Below are 20,245 nucleotides of genomic sequence, written 5' to 3'. Positions count from 1 at the left end.
GCCGCCATGTACGAGCTGTCCCGGGTCCGCCTCTACTCCATCGGGCCGGCCGGCGCACGCTACGCCGACACCGTGCTCGACCTGCGCGGCGTCGGCGAGCCCGTGCCCCGTCCCGCACCGGCGCAGGCGGAGTTCTTCGAGGAGGAGCCGGCCGGACCGCCGCGCCGGCCCGCCCCCGCCGGCGTCCTCTTCCTGGAGAACGGCGGCGGAAAGTCCGTCCTGCTGAAGCTGATCTTCTCGGTGATGCTCCCGGGCCACCGCAACACCCTCGGCGGCGCCAGCTCCGGCGTCCTGCGCAAGTTCCTGCTCGCCGACGACTGCGGCCATGTCGCGCTGGAGTGGCAGCACACGCTGACCGGTGAGTGCGTGGTCGTCGGCAAGGTCAGCGAGTGGCGCGGACGCCAGGTCTCCAACGACCCCCGGAAGTTCGCCGAGGCGTGGTACTCCTTCCGGCCGGGCCCCGGTCTCGGGCTCGACTCGCTGCCCGTCGCCGAGTCCACCGCCGTCGGCCGCCCCGCCGAAGGCGTCTCCGGTGCCCGCGGCAGGCGCCGCACCATGAAGGGCTTCCGCGACGCCCTCACCGAGGCCGGCAAGTTCTACCAGCATCTCGACGTGCACTGGGAGGAGATCCACGACCGCTGGAACGAGCACCTCGGCGAACTGGGCCTCGACCCCGAACTCTTCCGCTACCAGCGCGAGATGAACGCCGACGAGGGCGAGGCGGCCGGCCTCTTCGCGGTCAAGAAGGACTCCGACTTCACCGACCTGCTGCTGCGCGCCGTCACCGACACCCGCGACACCGACGGCCTCGCCGACCTCGTCAGCGGCTTCGGCAACAAGCTCGGCCGCCGCGCCGAACTCACCGCCGAACGCGACTTCACCGCCGGCTCCGTCGACCTCCTCGGCCGCATCGTCGAGGCCGCCGGAACCCGCGCCCGCGCCCGCGACATCCACGCCGGAGCCGAGCGCCGCACCCGCACCCTCGCCCGCCGGCTCTCCGCCCGGGCCGGCGAGGAGCGCGACCGGGCCGCCGAGCTCGCCCAGCAGGTCACCGGCGCCGCCCACACCGTCACCGGCGCCGAGGAGACCCGCAGGCGCAGCGCCCTGGTCGCCGCCGAACTCGCCTACCGGCACGCCTCCCTGGCCCTGACCGCCGCCGAGAAGAGCGCCGCGGCCCAGCGCCGCGAACTCGGTGACGCCCGCACCCTGCACTCCGCCTGGCAGGCCGCCGAAGCCGTCCTGCGGCACCGCGCCGCCGCCGACCGCTCCGCGCGCGTCGCCGCCGCGATCCGGGAGGCCGAGCGCGACGCCGCCCCCGCCCTCGCCGCCCGCGCGAGCGCGGCAGCCGACCTCGTACGGGCCCTGCACATCGCCGCCGAGGCGGGTGAGAACCGGGCCAACGAGGAGGAGGAGCGCTCCGACGCCCTGCAGAGCGCGGGCGAGGCCGCCCACCGGGACGCCACCACCGCCGCCACCGAGGCCCAGCGCGCCCGCAGCGAGGCCGGCCACCTGCGCCAGCGCCTGGCCGAGGTCGAGCAGGAGACCGCCGAAGCCGTCCGCGCCGGCTGGCTCGACGACACCGCGCCCCACGCCGACCCCGCCAGGGCCGCCCTCGCCGCCAACGACGCCGAACAGTCCGCCGTGGCCGCCTGGGACACCGCCCGCGAGGCCGCCGGAGCCGCCGCCGACCGGGCCCGGCAGGCCACCGCCGACGAGAGCCGCGCCGAGCTGGCCGCGGCCCGCGCCGCCGACGCCGCCCGCGCCGCCGAACAGGCCTACGAGGCCGAGCTGAGGGCCGCCGGAGCGATCGCCGCCGAACCCCGCCTCGCCGAACTGCTCGGGCTGCCCGTCACCCGGACCGGCGTCCCCCGGCCCCGGCAGGCCGCCGTCCCCGGCACGGAGCCGGCCGACGACGACCAGCACAGGACCGCCGAGGGACCCGGCTCCGGACCGGCCGCCCCCGGCGGGACGGAGCCCGCACCGCACGGCGCCCCCACCGCGACGGCCGCCCATCCACGCACCGAAGCACAGCCCCTCACCGCCGACGAGTTCGACCGCAGCGCGGACGAGCTGCGCGACCTGCTCGACCAGAGCGTCGCCACCGCCGAACGGCGCCTGTTCGAACTGCGCACCGCGGCGGCCGACGACGCCCGCATCCTGGGCGCGCTCGGCGACGGCGGCCTCCTCCCGCCGAGCCCCGACGTCCTGGCCACCGTGGAATACCTCGGCGAACAGGGCATCCCCGCCCTGCCCGGCTGGCGCTACCTCGCCCAGGCCGTCGACCCCGCCGACCACGCGGCCGTCCTCACCGCCCGCCCCGAGCTCGTCGACGGCGTCGTCATCACCGACCCCGACGCGCACGCCCGCGCCCGCGAGGTCCTCGGCGCCGCCGCGCTCCTGCCCCGCTCCGCCGTCGCCGTCGGCACCGCCGCCGCCCTCCTCGCCCCCGTGCCCGGCCCCGGTGCGTCCGGCGGCATCGAGGACGTCTTCCTCGTACCGCCGAACCCGGCCATGCACGACGAGCACGCCGCCGACGAGGAGCGCCACGCCCTGCGCAGCCGGGCCGCCGCCCGCGACGAGGACATCCGCCTGCTCGCCGCCCGCCTGGGCGCCGACCGCGCGCTCGCCGCCCGCATCGGGTCCTGGCGCGCAGACTGCCCGCCCGGCATGCTCGCCGAGCTGGCCGAAGCCGCCGACGCCGCCCGCACCGCCGCCGAGACCGCCGAGGCCGTCCTCGCCGAGGCCCGCACGGTCCGGGCCGAGGCCGACGAGGCCGCCGCCGACACCGCCCGCCTCCGCGAGGAGCGCCAGGAGGCCGCCCAGCGCGCCCGCCGGGCCGCCGACGCGCTCGCCGGGCTCGCCTTCCGGCTGCGCGAACGGGCCGGCTGGCAGGCCAGGCTGCGCGAACTGACCGACGAGGCCGCGGAGTGCGAGGCCCGCGCCACCGTCTTCCTGGAGCGCGCCAGGGCCGCCGACGAGGACCGCCGCGCCGCCCAGCGCGCCGCCGACGACGCCCGCCGCACCGCCCGCGCCCTGCGCGCCGAACGGGCCGAGATCGCCGGCGCCCCCGAACAGCTCCCGGACCTCGGCGAGGACGGCCCCCGCCAGGCGCTGCCCACCCTGCGCGAGGCGTACCGGGCGGCGTCCCAGCTGTACGAGAAGGTCGGCGTCGGCGCCGACCTGCGCGCCGAACAGGCCCGCGCCGAGAGCGACGAGAGCGCCGCCCTCGCCGAACTGGACCGCCTCACCAACAAGGTCCGCACCCGGGCCGCCCAGCTCCTGGAGGGCACCGACGGCGCCGACGGCCCGTCCCGGCAGGCGGCCGCCGCCCGCGCCGAATCCCTCGTCCAGCTTTTGGAGACCCGGGCGTCCGCCGCCAGCGAGCAGCTGGGCCGGCTGCGCGGCGAGGCCGAACGCCTGGCGCCCGCCGACGGCGAGAGCCTCCACACCGAGCTGCCCGACGACCAGGTGCCCGCCGACGCCGAACAGGCCCAGGCCCTGCTGCGCACCGCCACCGCCGAGCTGGCCGCCGCGACCGCGGCGCTGGACACCGCCCGGGCCGCCCACGCCGAGCTGCTCCACGCCCACCGCACCGCCGAGGACGCGGCGGGCGGCTTCGACGAGACCGCCGCCCTGCTGCGCGACCTGCTCAGGGACCACGGCGCCGAGGACGACCCGGAGGACCCCGAGCCGTACCCGGGCAGCCTGGAGGAGGCCCGGCAGTCCGCCGCCGAGGCCCGCCGCTCCCTGCGCGGCTGCGCCGCCGACCTGTCCGCCGCCGAAGCGGCCGTCCGGGAGGCGAGCGACGTCCTCGTACGGCACGCCAACTCCACCCGTTACGAACAGGTCCGCACCCCCGCCCGCCAGCAGATCCGCGAGCTGCCCGCCGCCGCGCTCCCCGAGCACGCGGAGAAGTGGGCCACCGCCTTCGCGCCCCGGCTGCGGGTCCTCACCGACGAACTGGCCCAGCTGGAGCGCAACCGCGACTCCATCGTCGACCGGCTGCGCGGCCTGGTGGAGTCCGCGCTCACCACGCTCCGCTCCGCACAGCGGCTGTCCCGGCTCCCCGAGGGCCTGGGGGAGTGGTCCGGGCAGGAATTCCTCCGTATCCGCTTCGACGAGCCCGACCAGGCCACCCTCACCGACCGCCTCGGCGACGTCATCGACGAGGCGACCAGCGCGGCCCTGCGCAAGAACTCCGACCTGCGCCGGGACGGCATGTCGCTGCTCCTGCGCGGGGTGCAGGCGGCCCTGGAACCCAGGGGCATCGCCGTGGAGATCCTCAAGCCGGACGCCGTCCTGCGGGCCGAACGCGTGCCCGTGGGGCAGATGGGCGACGTCTTCTCCGGCGGACAGCTGCTCACCGCGGCGATCGCCCTGTACTGCACGATGGCCGCCCTGCGCAGCAACGACCGGGGACGCGACCGTGGCCGGCACCGCCACGCGGGCACGCTGTTCCTGGACAACCCGATCGGCCGGGCCAACGCCACCTATCTGCTGGAGCTCCAGCGTGCGGTGGCCGACGCGCTCGGCGTGCAACTGCTGTACACCACCGGCCTGTTCGACACGACCGCGCTCGCGGAATTCCCGCTCGTCATCCGCCTGCGCAACGACGCGGACCTGCGGGCCGGCCTGAAGTACATCAGCGTCGAGGAGCACCTGCGCCCCGGGCTGCCGCAGCAGGACCCCGGCGGCGAGACGGTGCACGGCGAGATCACCGCCACCCGCATGTTCAAGCGCGGCGCCCCGGCCCCGCGGACCCCGGACGCGGCCGAGACCCGGACTCCCTAGGGCCGCGTCAGCCGGCGTTTGCCCGGAAGGAGCGACGTCAGGTGCGGCGGGAGCGCGTGCAGGGCGTCGCGACCGGGCGAACCCCGGCTGTCGCGGCACCGGCCCCCGGCGGCCGGGGCGCGGTCAGGCCCGCGAGAGGCGGCGGTCCGCGCCCCGGCGGCCTATCCGCGCCGCGGCCCGCTGCGCGGCCCGGGCCTCACGCCTCGCCCTGCGCCGCTCGCGGCGCAACTGCCGGGCAGAGCTGCTGGGCTCGGAGACCACGCCGTTGCGCTGGTTCCACACCTGGCGGGTGACCCAGACGTCCAGCACCGCCCAGGTCGCGACCACCGTGCTCGCCACCCCGCTCAGCACCATCGGGAAGGAGAGCCAGGACCCGGCCAGCGCGGTGAGGAACGCCACCATCGCCAGAATGATCGTCAACGACATGACGAGCACCGCCCGCACGGCCGCCGTGCGCACCGGATCGGGCATCCGCCGCCGCGACGCCGGCTCCTCGACCCAGAGCGGCCGACGGGGAACGGCCTGCCGCTCCCACGAGCCCACCTCCCCCGCCGGCTCCACCACGCCCTCACGCTCCTGTGTGTCCAAGGCCCTTCACTCCCACCGCTGTCCGACTTCAGGGTTGCTGCCCGGCATACACCCTTTCTACGCGGACGGTCCGTCCCGTCCGCCCGAGCGTGCCCCGTTGATCCCCCTACCCCCGTACAGACAGACGAGTGGTCAGCGGTGAAGATTCCTCCCAGCCGTCACGAAACGAAGAATTCCAGCCAACCGGGACGTGAAGGAACGTGCCGCTCCCCAGGGCCTCTTCTGTCGCTTTCGTGAATTTCATCTCCAGGAATACCGGGACAACTCATGGTCAACTCCCGGTAAGGCGGCCGAAAATCGTCCGGACATGCCTTCGAGTTGTCTGCGTGTCGGTAGTAGGCTCGCGCCGTTTGTTGACGAAACCCGTCCCCGCCCCGCGGGGACGACCTGGGGGAGGCCATGCGCTTTCGCGGAAAGTCCATCCGCAGGAAGATCGTGGCGTTGCTCGTGGTGCCCCTCGTATCGCTCACCGCCCTCTGGGGGTTCGCCACCTATCTCACCGGGCGCGAGGCCGGGAAGCTGCTGAGCGCGAGCACCGTCGTGGAGAAGGTGGGCCACCCCCTGGAGGACACCGTCCGGGTCATCCAGAACGAGCGCCGCCAGACCCTCGTCTTCCTCGCCGACCCGCGCGCCTCCGACGCCCTGCCCGTGCTGCGCCGGCAGCGCGCCGCCACCGACCGGGTCGTGGCAGAGGTCCGCGAAAGCGCCGGGGAGAAGGACATCCGCGACGCGCTCGGCGCGACCGCCGGGACCCAGCTCACCTCGATACTCGGCGCCGTCGAAGGACTCGACGCCCTGCGCGACTCCGTCGACGAACGCACCATCGGCCGGCTCAGGGCGATGGCCTACTACAACCGCCTGATCGACCCCTGCTACCGATTCCTGACCGGCCTGCACACCATGGAGAACGTCTCCATGGACCGGCAGGTCCGGGCACTGACCGGAATGTCGCGTGCCCGCGAAATGCTCTCGCGGGAAGACGCCCTGGTCGCCTCGGGCCTCCTGGCCGGCCGCCTCACCGCCCCCGAACTCCGTCAGATCTCCGACCTCGTCGCCCAGCGCACCCTGCTGTACGAGACCAACCTCGACCTGCTCCCCGCCTCCGAACGCCGGCGCGTCGAGCAGTACTGGCAGGGCCCGGACAGCGAACCGCTGCGCTCCGCCGAGGACAGGATCATCGGCCGGGGTCCGGCCACCAGCCCGCACACCGCTGACGCCGCCCGCTGGCAGGAGGTCGCCCCGGCCGCCCTGGACCGGCTGGCCAACGACTCGACGGAGATGAACAACCGCTTCCGGGACCGGGGCAGGCCCGCCGGCTACGGCATCCTGATCAAGGCGGGCATCGCCGGCGTCCTCGGCTTCCTGGCCCTGCTCGTCTCCGTCTTCGTCTCCGTACGCATCGGCCGCGAGCTCGTCCGCGACCTCTCCCGGCTGCGCAAGGACGCCCACGAGGTCTCCGGCGTACGGCTGCCGAGCGTGATGCGCCGCCTGGCCGCGGGCGAACAGGTCGACGTGGAGACCGAGTCCCCCCGCCTCCAGTACGAGCGCGACGAGATCGGCCAGGTCGGCCAGGCCCTCAACACCCTGCAACGCGCCGCCGTCGAGGCCGCCGTCAGACAGGCCGACATGCGACGCGGCGTCTCCGAGGTCTTCGTCAACCTCGCCCGCCGCAACCAGGTCCTGCTGCACCGCCAGCTGACGCTCCTGGACACCATGGAGCGCCGCACCGAGGACACCGACGAACTCGCCGACCTGTTCCGCCTGGACCACCTCACCACCCGCATGCGCCGGCACGCCGAGGGCCTGGTGATCCTCTCCGGGGCGGCCCCCTCCCGACAGTGGCGCAAGCCCATCCAGCTGATGGACGTGGTACGCGCGGCCGTCGCCGAGGTCGAGGACTACGAACGGATCGAGGTCCGCCGGCTGCCCCGGATCGGCGTGGGCGGCCCCGCCGTCGCCGACCTCACCCACCTGATCGCCGAACTCCTGGAGAACGCCACGGTGTTCTCACCCCCGCACACCGCGGTCCAGGTGCACGGGGAGCGCGTCGCCAACGGCTTCAGCCTGGAGATCCACGACCGCGGGCTCGGCATGCCCCCCGACGTCCTCCTCGACGCCAACCTCCGGCTCGCCGAGACCCCCGAGTTCGAACTGTCCGACACCGACCGCCTCGGCCTCTTCGTGGTCAGCCGGCTCGCACAGCGGCAGAACGTCCGGGTGTCCCTCCAGACGTCCCCGTACGGCGGCACCACGGCGGTGGTGTTCATCCCCGCCGCGCTCCTCACCGAGGCCCCCGAGTCGCACGGCACGGGCTTCCGCCTCGACCGCAGGTCGGAGAAGGCCATCGCGAGCAGCAGGCCGGGCGGCCCGGCGGCCGACGACCATGGGGCGGGCCGGCCGAGCGGCCTCTCGCCGGTCCCCACCGGACTGGTCGGCCCGGCCCTGCTGGACGGCCCCGTCGAGCTGGAGGGCGACGAGCCGCTGGACCTCACCCGCGACCCGGTCCTCGAAGCGGTGGCAGGCCCGGGGCTCGCCCCCGTACTCGAGGGCGTGGCCGACCTGGAGGACACCGAGAGCGAACGGGGCGGCATCTTCCGCGCCCGTGCACTGCGCCGCGACGGGGACCGGGAGCAGCACCAGCAGGCCGACGACGGCGTGCGGGCGCTGCACCCCGAGGGCACCAGGCCGCTGCCCCGACGCCGCCGCCCGCCGACGCTGGTCACCGACCGCGGCCGCCGGGTCGACGGGGGAGGCCGCGCCCACCCCGGCTCCGACGGCCGCGAGCCGGTCCGCCCGGCCGCGGCGGACCGGCGCCGCCCCGCGGAGCCCCCGCAGCCCGCCGGCTTCCGCGAGCCCGCCGAGCCGTCGGTGCCGGCGCCCCGTACGCCCGAACCCGTCCCGGACACCGTCGGCGGCCTGCCCCGCCGCGTCCGGCAGGCCAGCCTCGCCCCGCAGCTGCGCGAGGGGCCGGACGGCCGCACGGCGCGGTCCGGCCCGGTGGAGAGCGCCGGGGACATCGAGCGGGACGCCGAAGAGGTACGCAGCCGTATGGCCTCGCTCCAGCGCGGCTGGCAGCGAGGCCGCCAGCAGAACGCCGAGGACGCGACCGGCCACGGTGACACAGCACCAGGAACCACTCCGGGAGAGGACGGTCCATGACCGCACCGAACACCGCAGCACCCGACTCCGCACGCCAGGAGTCCGGCGAACTGAACTGGCTCCTCGACGAACTCGTCGAGCGCGTCGCCAGCATCCGCAAGGCGCTGGTGCTCTCCAGCGACGGTCTTCCCACCGGCGCGTCCAAGGACCTGACGCGGGAGGACGGCGAGCACCTGGCCGCCGTCGCCTCCGGCTTCCACAGTCTGGCCAAGGGCGTGGGCCGGCACTTCGAGGCGGGCAGAGTCCGCCAGACCGTCGTCGAACTCGACGAGGCGTTCCTCTTCGTCACGGCGGCCGGAGACGGCAGCTGCCTCGCGGTGCTGGCCGAATCCGACTCGGACGTGGGGCAGGTGGCTTACGAGATGACGCTGATGGTCAAGCGCGTGGGCCGACACCTGGCCAACGCGCCCCGGACGACCGGTCAGCCCTCCGGGGGGTGAGCGGACGGCATGAGCGTCGCATCGCCCGGTTCCCCGGAGACCCCGGAAAGGCCGCGGACCCCACGCTGGTACGACGACGATGCGGGGCCGGTCGTACGCCCCTACGCGATGACCCGCGGACGCACCGGCAGCGGGTCCCGCCACCGTTTCGACCTGATAGCGATCGTCGTGCCCGAACCCGCGGCCGACGACCCGGACAGGGACGAGATGCTCGCCCCGGAACACGTCGAGATCCTCGAACTCTGCGGTGAGCTGCCGCAGTCGATCGCCGAAATCGCCTCGTCCCTGGACCTCCCGGTGGGGGTGGTCCGGGTCCTGGTGGGCGATCTCGTCGACGACGAGCTGGTGCACGTGACCCGCCCCGTTCCGCCGGCCGAGCTGCCGGACGTGAACATTCTCCGTGAGGTGATCAATGGCCTTCGGGCGCTCTAGCCGCAGCAGGCGGCCCGTGGAGCCCGTCACCCTCAAGATCCTGGTGGCGGGCGGCTTCGGTGTGGGCAAGACGACGCTGGTGGGCGCGGTCAGCGAGATCAGGCCGCTGCGCACAGAGGAGCGGCTGACCGAGGCCGGGCGCCCGGTGGACGACCTGGACGGCGTCGAGGCGAAGACCACGACGACCGTGGCCATGGACTTCGGGCGGATCACGCTCCGCGAGGACCTGGTGCTGTACCTCTTCGGCACGCCGGGACAGGACCGTTTCTGGTTCCTCTGGGACGAGCTGGCCCAGGGTGCGCTGGGGGCGGTGGTGCTCGCGGACACCCGGCGCCTGGAGGACTGCTTCGCGGCCGTCGACTACTTCGAGCGCCGCGGTATCCCGTTCGCCGTCGCCGTCAACTGCTTCGAGGGCGCGCAGCGGTTCCCCGAGGCGACGGTACGGGCCGCCCTCGACCTGGACCCGGAGGTGCCGCTCCTGATGTGCGACGCGCGGGACCGGCCCTCGGCGCGGGACGTGCTGGTGGCCGTCGTCGAACACGCGCTGACCCGCGCGGACCGGCCGCGCGAGCCCGTCACGACCTAACCGTCGTTCTCCGCGAGCCACTTCCCGGCGGTCTCGGCCAGCTCGTGGTCGCGTCCGGCCAGCATCATCCGGATCATCTGCGCGTCCCCGCGCAGCGACCAGGCGGGGTGCCCGAAGGTGGCCGGGTTGTTCTTCTCGATCAGGAAGTGCGCGGGCCAGGCCGTCCCGTAGCCGATGAGCGGCAGCGCGGCCAGATACCGCTTGCGGCCGCGCGCCAGCCCGTACGCGGTGACGGCGAGACCGGTCAGGGTGCCGGTGAGATGCACCCAGCGGGTCGCGGCCCGCGCGTGCATGGCGACGTAGTACGGCCAGAACTCTTCGTACGACTCGAACGTCCGCTGTGGCATACGGGCACCGTAACGGCTGATCCTGCAACCGGAAACGGCTGGACGGCGTCCGAGAGGAAGAACGGACGGCCGGAACCCGCGGGGGTGGTCCCGGCCGTCCCTTCCTCGCGTGGGGACCGGTTCAGTGGCCGGCCACGGACCTGCGGGCCACCGGGAAGTCGAAGTAGGTGGCGGGGAACACCTCGGGCTGGAAGGTGTAGTGCCACCACTCCTCGGCGAGGTTCACGAAACCGGCCTCGGCGAGCGTCCTCTTGAGGAACTGCCGGTTGGCGCGCTGAACACCCTGCACACGCGGATCGTCCGTGTGCGAAAGCGTGTCGAAGCAGTCGAAACCGGTGCCCATGTCGACCGAGTTGTCCGGGAAGCGATCGGTCTGCGGCGCGTAGCAAGGAACCAGCTTCTCACCCGGCCGGTACGGCCTGGTCGGCAGGGCGGGCAGCCGCACCAGCGTCAGGTCCACCGTGCCGCCCCGGCTGTGCCCGGACTTCTCCGCGATGTAACCGTCCGCGAACAGCCGTGACTTGTCGACCCGCGGATAGAACTCGCCCTTCATCGTCTCGTCGTCGAGGTCCTTCGCCCACCGCACGAAGTGGTCGACGGCCCGCTGGGGCCGGTAGCAGTCGTACACCTTCAGCGAGTAGCCCTGCCGCAGCAGCCGGAGCTGGGCGCGGTGCAGGGCCTCGGCGGCGGGCCGGGTCAGGATGCAGACGGACTGGCGGTAGCCGTCCACGGGCTCGCCCATGAAGTCGTGGGCGGTGGGGTAGCGCATCTCCTGGATGATCGTGGGGTCCACCGAACGCAGCGAGACGAACTCCCGGGGCGCCTTCGGCTCGGGTTTCGCCTGCGCCGCCGGCGCGGTGCCGGTCAGGGCGAGCAGAGCGGCGGCGGTGGCCGCCAGGGCGCGGAAAGCGGTCGCGATACCTGTCATGAGCACATCCTCCATGGTCCGGGGCGCCCGGGGAGGCGATCCGGTACAGTCCGCGCGTGTCCGCCACCGCTTCCACGCCCGGTCACCACGAGCACCGCAGGACGCCGGCCCGGCCCCCACGACTTCCGGAGGGCGTTTGGCCCCACGAGGAAACGGAGCAGCCCGTGAGCCACTCCCACTGCGCCGCCTGCGGAGCCCCGTACACCGGCCTCGCGGCCCCCGACAGCCGGCCCCGCACCTGCGCCGCCTGCGGCGAGACCGCCTACCGCAACCCGCTCCCGGTCGCCGTCGCGCTGCTCCCCGTCACCGACGGCGACACCACCGGCCTCGTCGTCATCACCCGCACCATCGAACCCGCACGCGGCGGCCTCGCACTGCCCGGCGGCTTCATCGACCACGCCGAGGACTGGCGGCACGCCGTCGTACGGGAACTGCGCGAGGAGACCCGCATCGAGGCCCGCCCCGAGGACGTCCGCCTCGCCGACGCCCTCAGCTCACCCGCCGGCCACCTGCTCCTGTTCGGACTCCTCCCCGAGCGGCCGGCCGCCACCCTCCCGCCGTCCGCCCCCACCGACGAAACCTCCGGCCACACCCTCCTGAGGGCCCCCGCCGTGCTCGCCTTCCCCCTCCACACCGAGGCCGTCCACCGCTGGTTCGCCGGCCGCTACCACTGAGCCGCCGCCCCGCCCCGCATCCGTCACACCCCTCGCACCCGCACCGGGCAGCCCACCGCCCCGCCCCCGCCGTCCCGCTCCACCACGACCCGCCCGCCCTCCAGCCGCGACGTGTACCGTTCGGCCTCCACCGGATCCCAGCCGTCACCCGCGTCCCGGACCACCGTCCCGCCACCGGCACACCCCTTCACCGGCGCCCACACCTCCAGCTCCAGCCCGCCGTCCGCACCCCGCACCGGGATCACCGACCCCGCCCGCGCCAGCACCGGCACCCTGGACAGCGGCGCCTCCACCACCACCCGCCCCGGCCCCTCGTACACCGCCCCGCTCACCGTGTCGTACCAGCGCCCCGGCGGCAGCAGAACGCCCCGCCGCACCACCCCCGGCTCCAGCACCGGCGCCACCAGGAGCGCATCACCCAGCAGGAACGCGTCCTCGCAGTCCCGCAGCTCCCGGTCACCGGGCGACGACCACCACAGCGGGCGTACGTACGGCGCACCGGTCAGCGCGGCCAGCCGTGCCAGCGTCACCCAGTACGGCCGCAGCCGCTCCCGTCCCACCAGCGCCTCCCGCGCACCGGCCAGCACCTCGGGCCCGAACTCCCACGGCTCCCGGCGCCCCGCGTCGATCGCCGCGTGCGTACGGAACAGCGGCAGATACGCGCCCAGCTGGAACCACCGCAGATACAGCTCGGGCGACGGCGACCCGTCGAACCCGCCCACGTCAGGCCCCGAATACGGCACCCCGCACAACCCGAGCCCCAGCACCAGCGCCAACGACGCCCGCAGCCCCGGCCAGCCCGTAGCCACATCCCCGGACCAGGTGCCCCCGTACCGCTGCATCCCCGCCCAACCCGAACGCGAGAACAGGAACGGCCGCTCGTCCGGCCGCAGCCGGGCCAGCCCCTCGTACCCGGCCCGCGCCATCGCCAGGCCGTAGACGTTGTGCGCCTCCCGGTGGTCGCCGCCGCGCCCCTCCAGGGCGTGCCGCGCCGACCGCGGCAGCGACGGATCACCGAACGCCGCGAACGACACCGGCTCGTTCATGTCGTGCCACACCCCGGAGAACCCCTGCGCCAGCCGCTCCTCGTACAGCCCGCCCCACCACTCCCGCACCTCCGGATCGGTGAAGTCCGGATAGACGCACTCACCCGGCCACACCTCCCCGCGCACCTCGCGGCCCCGGGCGTCCCGGACGAACGCGCCCGAAGGGCCCACCGCCCGGCCGGAGTCGTAGACCTCGTTGCCCGCGACCGCGGCGACCGCGGGATCCACGATGGACACCAGCCGCACGTCGCACTCGCGCAACTCCTTCGCCAGCCCCGGCAGACCGGGGAACCGCTCACGGTCCACCGTGAACACCCGGTGCGCGGCGTAGTGGTCGATGTCCAGATGCAGCACCGACAGCGGCAGCCCCCGCTCTCGGTACCCCGCCACGATCCCGCGCACCGCCCGCTCGGTCCCGAACCCCCACCGGGCGTGCTGCGGACCCAGCGCCCAGGACGGCGGCACCGCGGCCGCCCCCGTCAGCGCCGACCACCCCGCCAGCACCCGGGCCGGCGTACCCGCCACCGCCCAGCAGCGCAGCGGCCCGCCCTCCACCCGCACCTCCGACGCCCCCGGCCGGTCGTGCCCGGACCCCGCCCCCTCCTTCCCCTCCCGCAACACCACTCGGCCCGCCCAGGAGTTGTCGTAGAAGACCAGATGCGTCCCCGCGTCCGACACCACCAGTTGCACCGGCATCGTCAGATACAGCGGATCGTCCCCCGGCCCGAACCGTCCGCCCGGGTCGGTGTTCCACAGCGCGTACGACCCGTCCCGCAGCCGGGGCCCCGCCGCCCGCCCGCCGAGCCCGAAGAACCGCGCGTCCGCCGGAACCTCCGAGCGCTGCACCCACCGCGCGTCCCCGCCCGCCACCGGCTCCCACCAGCGCGGCGGCAGCTCCCGGCGCAGCACCACCCCGCCCGGAGTCCGCAGCTCCACCGCCCCGTGCCGGGACACCGCGACCGTCAGCCGCTCCGCCACCACCTGCCAGCCCCCGTCCGTACCCGGCTCAAGGACCGCCCTCGGATCGGCGGCGGGCGCCTCACCGGACAACGCGTACGAGGGCCCCGGCTCCGCCCCGTCCCACCCCCAGAAGACCGCCCCGCCCACCGCCACCCGGATCCGCAGCTCCGAACGGGCGAACCGCACCACACCGCCGCCGGGCCCCGGCTCCGCCCCCGTCACCGGCCCCGGCACCCGCGCCCGCTCCGCCCCGCGCGCCGGAAACGCCCGCGCGTCCGCGCGCGCCCGGCGCCACGCCGAGCGCACCGTGCGCAACCCCCGCTTCGAACCGACCAGCTTCACCGAGCGCACCAGGTCACGACCGTTCATGCGCTCACCCTGCCACCCGGCAGGCCGCGAACCGGCGCCGTTCAACTTCCGTTCACCCCGTACGCACCCGCCCCGGGCATGGCCGCAGCACATAACGGGACACCAAACCAGGTACGGGCAACCCTGGTGCGAAAGACGATCACATGGCATCGTCCGTGACGTCGCCTTACGCGCACACCCCAGCACGTGCGCGCGACCTGCGCACACACCGCGTACCCGCTACAGCCAGGGAGCCGCCCCCATGACCTCAGCAGCCGACGAAGCCCCCCTGTGGCAGCCCGGCCCCGCCCGCATCGCGGCCGCAGCCGTCACCCGATTCCAGAGCTGGGCGGCCGAGCACCACGGCGCACCGGCCGAGGGCGGCTACGCCAGTCTGCACCGCTGGTCCGTCGACGAGCTCGACACCTTCTGGAAGGCCGTCGCCGAATGGTTCGACGTGCGCTTCTCCACTCCGTACGAGCAGGTCATCGGCGACCGCTCGATGCCCGGTGCCACCTGGTTCCCCGGGGCCACCCTCAACTACGCAGAACACGCGCTGCGCGCCGCCGAGGACCCCCTGCGCGCCGACGCGCCCGCCCTGCTCCACGTCGACGAGAGCCACACCCAGGCCGCCACCTCCTGGTCCGAGCTCCGCCGCCAGGTCGGCTCGCTCGCCGCCGAACTGCGCGCCCTCGGCGTCACCCCCGGCGACCGCGTCAGCGGCTACCTGCCCAACATCCCGCAGGCCGTCGTCGCGTTCCTCGCCACCGCGGCCGTCGGCGGCGTCTGGACCTCCTGCGCCCCCGATTTCGGCGCCCGCAGCGTCCTCGACCGCTTCCAGCAGGTCGAACCCGTCGTCCTGTTCACCGTCGACGGCTACCGCTACGGAGGCAAGGAACACCACCGCGCCGACACCGTCGCCGAACTGCGCCGCGAACTGCCCACCCTGCGCGCCGTCGTCCACATCCCGCTGCTGGGCACCGAGGCTCCTGAAGGCGCCCTCGACTGGGCCGCGCTCACCGCGGCCGACACCGCGCCCGTCTTCGAACAGGTCGCCTTCGACCACCCGCTCTGGGTCCTCTACTCCTCGGGCACGACCGGCCTTCCCAAGGCCATCGTCCAGTCCCAGGGCGGCATCCTGCTCGAGCACTTCAAGCAGATCGGCCTCCACTGCGACCTCGGCCCCGAGGACCGCTTCTTCTGGTACACATCCACCGGCTGGATGATGTGGAACTTCCTCGTCTCCGGCCTCCTCACCGGCACCACCCTCGTGCTGTACGACGGAAGCCCGGGATACCCCGACGTCAGCGCCCAGTGGCGGGTCGCCGAACAGACCGGCGCCACCCTCTTCGGCACCTCCGCCGCCTACGTCATGGCCTGCCGCAAGGCCGGCATCCACCCGGGACGCGACCTCGACCTCTCCCGCGTCCAGTGCGTCGCGACCACCGGCTCGCCGCTCCCGCCCGACGGCTTCCGCTGGCTCCACGACGAGGTCGCCGACGACCTGTGGATCGCTTCCGTCAGCGGCGGCACCGACGTCTGCAGCTGCTTCGCCGGCGCGGTGCCCACCCTCCCCGTCCACATCGGCGAGCTCCAGGCCGCCTGCCTCGGCACGGACCTCCGGTCCTGGGACCCCGCGGGCGAACCGCTGACCGGCGAGGTCGGCGAACTCGTCGTCGCGAAGCCGATGCCCTCCATGCCGGTCCGCTTCTGGAACGACCCCGACGGCAGCCGGTACCACGAGAGCTACTTCGACGTGTACCCCGGCGTCTGGCGCCACGGCGACTGGATCACCCTCACCGACCGCGGCTCCGTCGTCATCCACGGCCGCTCCGACTCCACCCTCAACCGCCAGGGCGTCCGGATGGGCTCCGCCGACATCTACGAGGCCGTCGAACGGCTCCCCGAGATCCGCGAGTCCCTCGTCATCGGCCTGGAGGAACCCGACGGCGGCTACTGGATGCCGCTCTTCGTCCACCTCGCCGAAGGCGCCACCCTCGACGACGCCCTCCGCGACAGCATCAAGCGCACCATCCGCGAGAACCTCTCGCCGCGCCACGTCCCGGACGAGGTCATCGAGGTCCCCGGCATCCCGCACACCCTCACCGGCAAACGCATCGAGGTTCCGGTCAAGCGCCTGCTCCAGGGAACGGCCCTGGAAAAGGCCGTCAACCCCGGCTCGATCGACAACCTGGACCTCCTCCACTTCTACGAGAAGCTGGCCCGCGAACGCCGCTGACCGCACCACTGTCAGTGCCCGTGATTACTCTGAGTGAGCAATGTTCGACAGCGCACTGGGGGAAATCATGGCGCAGACCAGGAACAAGCAGACCACCGGCCACGGACGGACCGTGACCACCACCATGCGACGCACGCTGCGCCGCGAAGCACCCACCACCATCGGCCTCCTGACCGATGAACAGGACTTCGCGGCCATGCGGCGCTACCGCACCTTCACCTTCGACGACCACGGCGTCTACCTGGAACAGGTGGAAGCCCTGCTCAAGGCCCTCACCGCCCAGGGCGTGCACACGACGGTCGCCCTCTTCGACCCCCAGGAGTACGCGCAGTACTGCGCGGAAGCGGGCATCGCCCCCGACACCCCGGCCGGCCGCAGCCGCTTCACCGCGGAGATCGCCTCCTGCGGAGCCACCGTCGCCTACGACGGGCAGCCCCTGGACGCCCTGATCCCGGTGCTCGTCGACCGCGCGGTCCGCCGGGCCACCTGGGAGTACGCCACCATGCTCCTGGCCGGCCTCGGCGAATGCGCGGACTGCGGCCAGGACATCGGCCGCGCGGCCTTCGACCGCGCCTCCCACCTCCTGGAACGCACCCTGGAGGCGGCCGGCCCCGGCACCCACCACCTGGTCTGCAGCACCCCGACGGAGCACGACCAGCTGCTCGCCGCCCTGCACACCGACCGGGCCACGGCGGGACCCGTCCGGCTCGACACCTCGGAGGGTGCCGAGTTCGTGAGTGTGCTCGCCGTCGGCATCGCCCTGGAGAGCCACGGAGGAGTCGTCCTGCGTACGAGCACACCGGGCGCCCCGGACCGCGTGCACGGCTGGCGGCTCACCCGGGGCAGCCTCGCCCCGCTCACCGCCGGCGAGGTCTTCAGTGCCTACTGCACCGACGCCGACACCGGCGAACCCGTCGCCCCCGAATCCGGCGTGGAGTACTGCGCGGGCTTCGACATCGGAGCCGACGAACCGGAACAGCACCACTGACACGGCGAAGGGGCTTCCCGCCGGTCATCGGCGGAAAGCCCCTTCACCACTCGTCGTCCGGCGCGGGACTACTCGCCCGACAGCACCGCCTGCGCGGCCCGGCGCGCTTCCTCGGCGGAGTCCGCCGCACGCGCGGCCGCCGCGGCCCGCTCGCACTGCGCGAGCGTGTACTTGGCCAGAGTGGCCCGCACATAAGGAATGGAGGCCGCACCCATGGACAGGGAGGTCACACCCAGACCGGTCAGCACACAGGCGAGCAGCGGATCGGAGGCCGCCTCACCGCACACACCACAGCTCTTTCCCTCGGCCTTGGCGGCCTCGGCGGACAGCGCGACCAGATCCAGCAGAGCCGGCTGCCACGGGTCCTGGAGCCGGGAGACGGCACCCACCTGACGGTCGGCTGCGAAGGTGTACTGCGCCAGGTCGTTGGTGCCCAGCGACAGGAACTCCACCTCCTGCAGTACCGAGCGCGCCCGCAGTGCGGCGGACGGGATCTCGACCATCGCACCGAACTTCGCGTTCAGCCCGGCCTCGCGGCAGGCGTCGGCGAAGGCCTTGGCGTCCGCGCGGTCGGCCACCATGGGCGCCATGACCTCGAGGTAGACGGGAAGCCCCTCGGCCGCCTTCGACAGGGCGGTCAGCTGGGTACGCAGCACGTCCGGGTGGTCCAGCAGGCTCCGCAGCCCGCGCACCCCCAACGCCGGGTTCGGCTCGTCCGCCGGGGTGAGGAAGTCGAGCGGCTTGTCCGCCCCGGCGTCCAGCACCCGCACCACGACACGGCCCTCGGGGAATGCCTCCAGCACCGCCCGGTACGCGGCGATCTGCTTCTCCTCGGACGGCGCCTGCTTGCTGTCGTCGAGGAAGAGGAATTCGGTACGGAACAGGCCCACGCCCTCCGCACCCGCCTCGACGGCCGCCGGCACATCACCGGGACCGCCCACGTTGGCGAGCAGCGGCACCTTGTGGCCGTCCGACGTGGCACCCGGACCGGTCGACGCGGACAGTGCGGCCTTGCGTGCGGCGGCGGCGCTCTCCAGTTCCGCCCGCTTCTCGGCGCTCGGCTCGACGAAGATCTCGCCGGTGCTGCCGTCCACCGCGACGGTCGTACCCTCGGCCAGCTCGCCGGCGCCGGGCAGTGCCACCACGGCAGGCACACCGAGCGCCCGCGCCAGAATCGCGCTGTGGCTGGTCGGCCCGCCCTCCTCGGTGACGAAGCCGAGGACCAGCGCGGGGTCCAGGAGCGCCGTGTCGGCGGGGGCGAGGTCCCGGGCGATCAGGACATAGGGCTCGTCGCTGTCCGGCACGCCCGGCATCGGCACACCGAGCAGACGCGCCACGATGCGGTTGCGGACGTCGTCGAGGTCGGCTACCCGGCCCGCCAGGTACTCGCCGGCACCCGCCAGCAGGGCCCGGTACGAGGCGAACGCGTCGTACACACCGCGCTCTGCCGTGCTGCCGACGGCGATGCGGCGCTCGACATCTGCCATGAGCTCGGGGTCCTGGGCCATCATGGCCTGGGCCTCCAGCACGTGCTGGGCCTCGCCCCCGGCCAGGTTGCCGCGCGCGATGAGGTCGGCGGCCACTGCCTCCACGGCCTGGCGGGCCCGCCCCTGCTCGCGCTCGGCCTCCTCGGCGGGGATCTGCTTGGCCGGCGGTTCGAGCACCGCGGTGCCCATGTGCCGTACCTCGCCGATCGCCACACCGTGGCTCACGCCTACGCCTCGCAGAGTTGTCTCCATTTCACCCGTCTCCGGTCGTGCGGCGGCCGTTGCCTCCGCGGTGGTGGTTATCCAGTCGGCTGTCACTGCGCCGATCGCGTTACTGCCAACCGAACAGCTTGTCGCCGACCGCCACGTCCCCGGTCTCGGCGACCTCGGAAAGGGAGTCGGCCGTGGCCTCCAGCGCCACGATCGGGCACACCGGGGACTTGCCGGCCTTCTCGACGGCGGAGGGGTCCCACCGGACGATGCCCTGGCCGCAGGCGACGGTGTCGCCCTTGCTCACGAGCAGCTCGAAGCCCTCGCCGTTGAGCTGGACCGTGTCGATGCCGAGGTGTGTCAGTACACCGTGGCCCTCGCTGTCGACGACGACGAAGGCGTGCGGGTGGAGGGAGACGACGATGCCGGCGACGGGGGCGACCGCCTCGGACGGCTCGCGCACGGGGTCGATGGCAGTGCCGGGGCCGACCATCGCCCCGGAGAAGACGGGGTCGGGTACGGCAGCGAGCCCAATGGCACGTCCGGCAAGAGGGGACGTCACAACGGTCATGGGGGGCCTCCCAGTGGAGCTTCGAAGGTGCCGCCGCGGCTAGGTAGGAGGACGGCGTACTGATCAGCAGAGTAAGTCATAAGAAGTCCCGGTTCCGCCCGAGTCCTGACGGTTGGAGGACCTAGGGACGCACCGGAAACGATTTGCCTCGACTCCCGGCAGCCTGTACTGTCGTACTCCTGCCTGGCCCCAACGCGACTTTGAGTCGGGGGTCGGCAGCGGCTATTGAGCCCAAACCCTAACCCGAAATCGGGCACCCGCATGTCTGTGGGGGGCCGGTCAGGGGGACTGGAAAGGTTTGATAGAGTCGGAGTCGCCGGAAAGGGAAACGCGGAAGCGGAGAACTGGAAAGCGAAAAATTGCTTGACCCGCTTCGGCCGGGAATCGGACACGGAAGAGTCTGATAGAGTCGGAAACGCAAGACCGGAGGGAAGCGCCCGGAGGAAAGCCC

The 20,245-nt window shown here is 73.7% G+C and carries 14 protein-coding genes; 8 read left to right on the top strand and 6 right to left on the bottom strand.

The features are described from left to right. Positions 1-6: 6 nt before the first annotated feature. Complete coding sequence (locus ABZ564_RS19705; RefSeq protein ID WP_360857764.1) at positions 7-4,791, top strand: hypothetical protein; 4,785 nt, start codon at positions 7-9, stop codon at positions 4,789-4,791. Positions 4,792-4,914: 123 nt separating this feature from the next. Here the strand turns inward: ABZ564_RS19705 and ABZ564_RS19700 are convergent, their stop codons facing one another. Next, on the bottom strand, positions 4,915-5,355 hold the full coding sequence (locus tag ABZ564_RS19700) for a hypothetical protein (protein ID WP_360857901.1): 441 nt from the start codon (positions 5,353-5,355) through the stop codon (positions 4,915-4,917). A gap of 423 nt (positions 5,356-5,778) precedes the next feature. Here ABZ564_RS19700 and ABZ564_RS19695 point away from each other — a divergent pair, with 423 nt between their 5' ends. From ABZ564_RS19695 to ABZ564_RS19680, 4 genes are read left to right on the top strand one after another with little or no spacing between them, the layout of a single operon-like run. After that, positions 5,779-8,538 carry a nitrate- and nitrite sensing domain-containing protein gene (locus ABZ564_RS19695; RefSeq protein WP_360857761.1) on the top strand — a complete coding sequence of 920 codons (2,760 nt, stop codon included), beginning with the start codon at positions 5,779-5,781 and terminating at the stop codon, positions 8,536-8,538. Further along, on the top strand, positions 8,535-8,978 hold the full coding sequence (locus tag ABZ564_RS19690; protein WP_360857759.1) for a roadblock/LC7 domain-containing protein: 444 nt from the start codon (positions 8,535-8,537) through the stop codon (positions 8,976-8,978). The genes ABZ564_RS19695 and ABZ564_RS19690 overlap by 4 nt, the downstream gene beginning before the upstream one ends. A gap of 9 nt (positions 8,979-8,987) precedes the next feature. After that, positions 8,988-9,410, top strand: a complete 423-nt coding sequence (locus tag ABZ564_RS19685) for a DUF742 domain-containing protein (protein ID WP_360857756.1) — start codon at positions 8,988-8,990, stop codon at positions 9,408-9,410. Continuing rightward, positions 9,391-9,996 (top strand): ATP/GTP-binding protein, encoded by a 606-nt coding sequence (locus tag ABZ564_RS19680; RefSeq protein WP_360857753.1) that lies wholly within the window; start codon positions 9,391-9,393, stop codon positions 9,994-9,996. The genes ABZ564_RS19685 and ABZ564_RS19680 overlap by 20 nt, the downstream gene beginning before the upstream one ends. Here ABZ564_RS19680 and ABZ564_RS19675 read toward each other — a convergent pair. After that, on the bottom strand, positions 9,993-10,343 hold the full coding sequence (locus ABZ564_RS19675) for a DUF962 domain-containing protein (RefSeq protein ID WP_360857750.1): 351 nt from the start codon (positions 10,341-10,343) through the stop codon (positions 9,993-9,995). The genes ABZ564_RS19680 and ABZ564_RS19675 overlap by 4 nt on opposite strands. Before the next feature lie 121 nt (positions 10,344-10,464). Then, entirely contained in the window at positions 10,465-11,271 is an 807-nt protein-coding gene (locus ABZ564_RS19670) for a M15 family metallopeptidase (RefSeq protein ID WP_360857747.1), read from the bottom strand. Positions 11,272-11,435: 164 nt separating this feature from the next. Between ABZ564_RS19670 and ABZ564_RS19665 the strand changes: the two genes are divergently transcribed. After that, positions 11,436-11,945, top strand: coding sequence for an NUDIX domain-containing protein (locus ABZ564_RS19665; protein ID WP_360857744.1), 510 nt, complete (start codon positions 11,436-11,438; stop codon positions 11,943-11,945). 23 nt (positions 11,946-11,968) lie between these two features. Here ABZ564_RS19665 and ABZ564_RS19660 read toward each other — a convergent pair whose 3' ends face one another. Continuing rightward, entirely contained in the window at positions 11,969-14,320 is a 2,352-nt protein-coding gene (locus tag ABZ564_RS19660) for a glycoside hydrolase family 31 protein (protein ID WP_360857741.1), read from the bottom strand. Positions 14,321-14,561: 241 nt separating this feature from the next. Here ABZ564_RS19660 and ABZ564_RS19655 point away from each other — a divergent pair, with 241 nt between their 5' ends. Further along, positions 14,562-16,538, top strand: a complete 1,977-nt coding sequence (locus ABZ564_RS19655) for an acetoacetate--CoA ligase (RefSeq protein WP_360857738.1) — start codon at positions 14,562-14,564, stop codon at positions 16,536-16,538. Between the two features lie 40 nt (positions 16,539-16,578). Further along, positions 16,579-17,526 (top strand): hypothetical protein, encoded by a 948-nt coding sequence (locus ABZ564_RS19650; RefSeq protein ID WP_360857735.1) that lies wholly within the window; start codon positions 16,579-16,581, stop codon positions 17,524-17,526. A gap of 68 nt (positions 17,527-17,594) precedes the next feature. Here ABZ564_RS19650 and ptsP read toward each other — a convergent pair whose 3' ends face one another. Then, on the bottom strand, positions 17,595-19,265 hold the full coding sequence (gene ptsP / locus ABZ564_RS19645; protein ID WP_360857732.1) for a phosphoenolpyruvate--protein phosphotransferase: 1,671 nt from the start codon (positions 19,263-19,265) through the stop codon (positions 17,595-17,597). A 79-nt stretch (positions 19,266-19,344) separates the two neighbouring features. Beyond that, a complete protein-coding gene (locus tag ABZ564_RS19640; protein ID WP_360857729.1) occupies positions 19,345-19,794 on the bottom strand; it encodes a PTS glucose transporter subunit IIA in 450 nt (149 codons plus the stop codon). Positions 19,795-20,245: the final 451 nt, after the last annotated feature.

The sequence above is a fragment of the Streptomyces sp. NPDC019224 genome (assembly GCF_040632605.1).
GTDB lineage: Bacteria > Actinomycetota > Actinomycetes > Streptomycetales > Streptomycetaceae > Streptomyces.
This window is presented reverse-complemented; position numbering and strand designations above follow the sequence as displayed.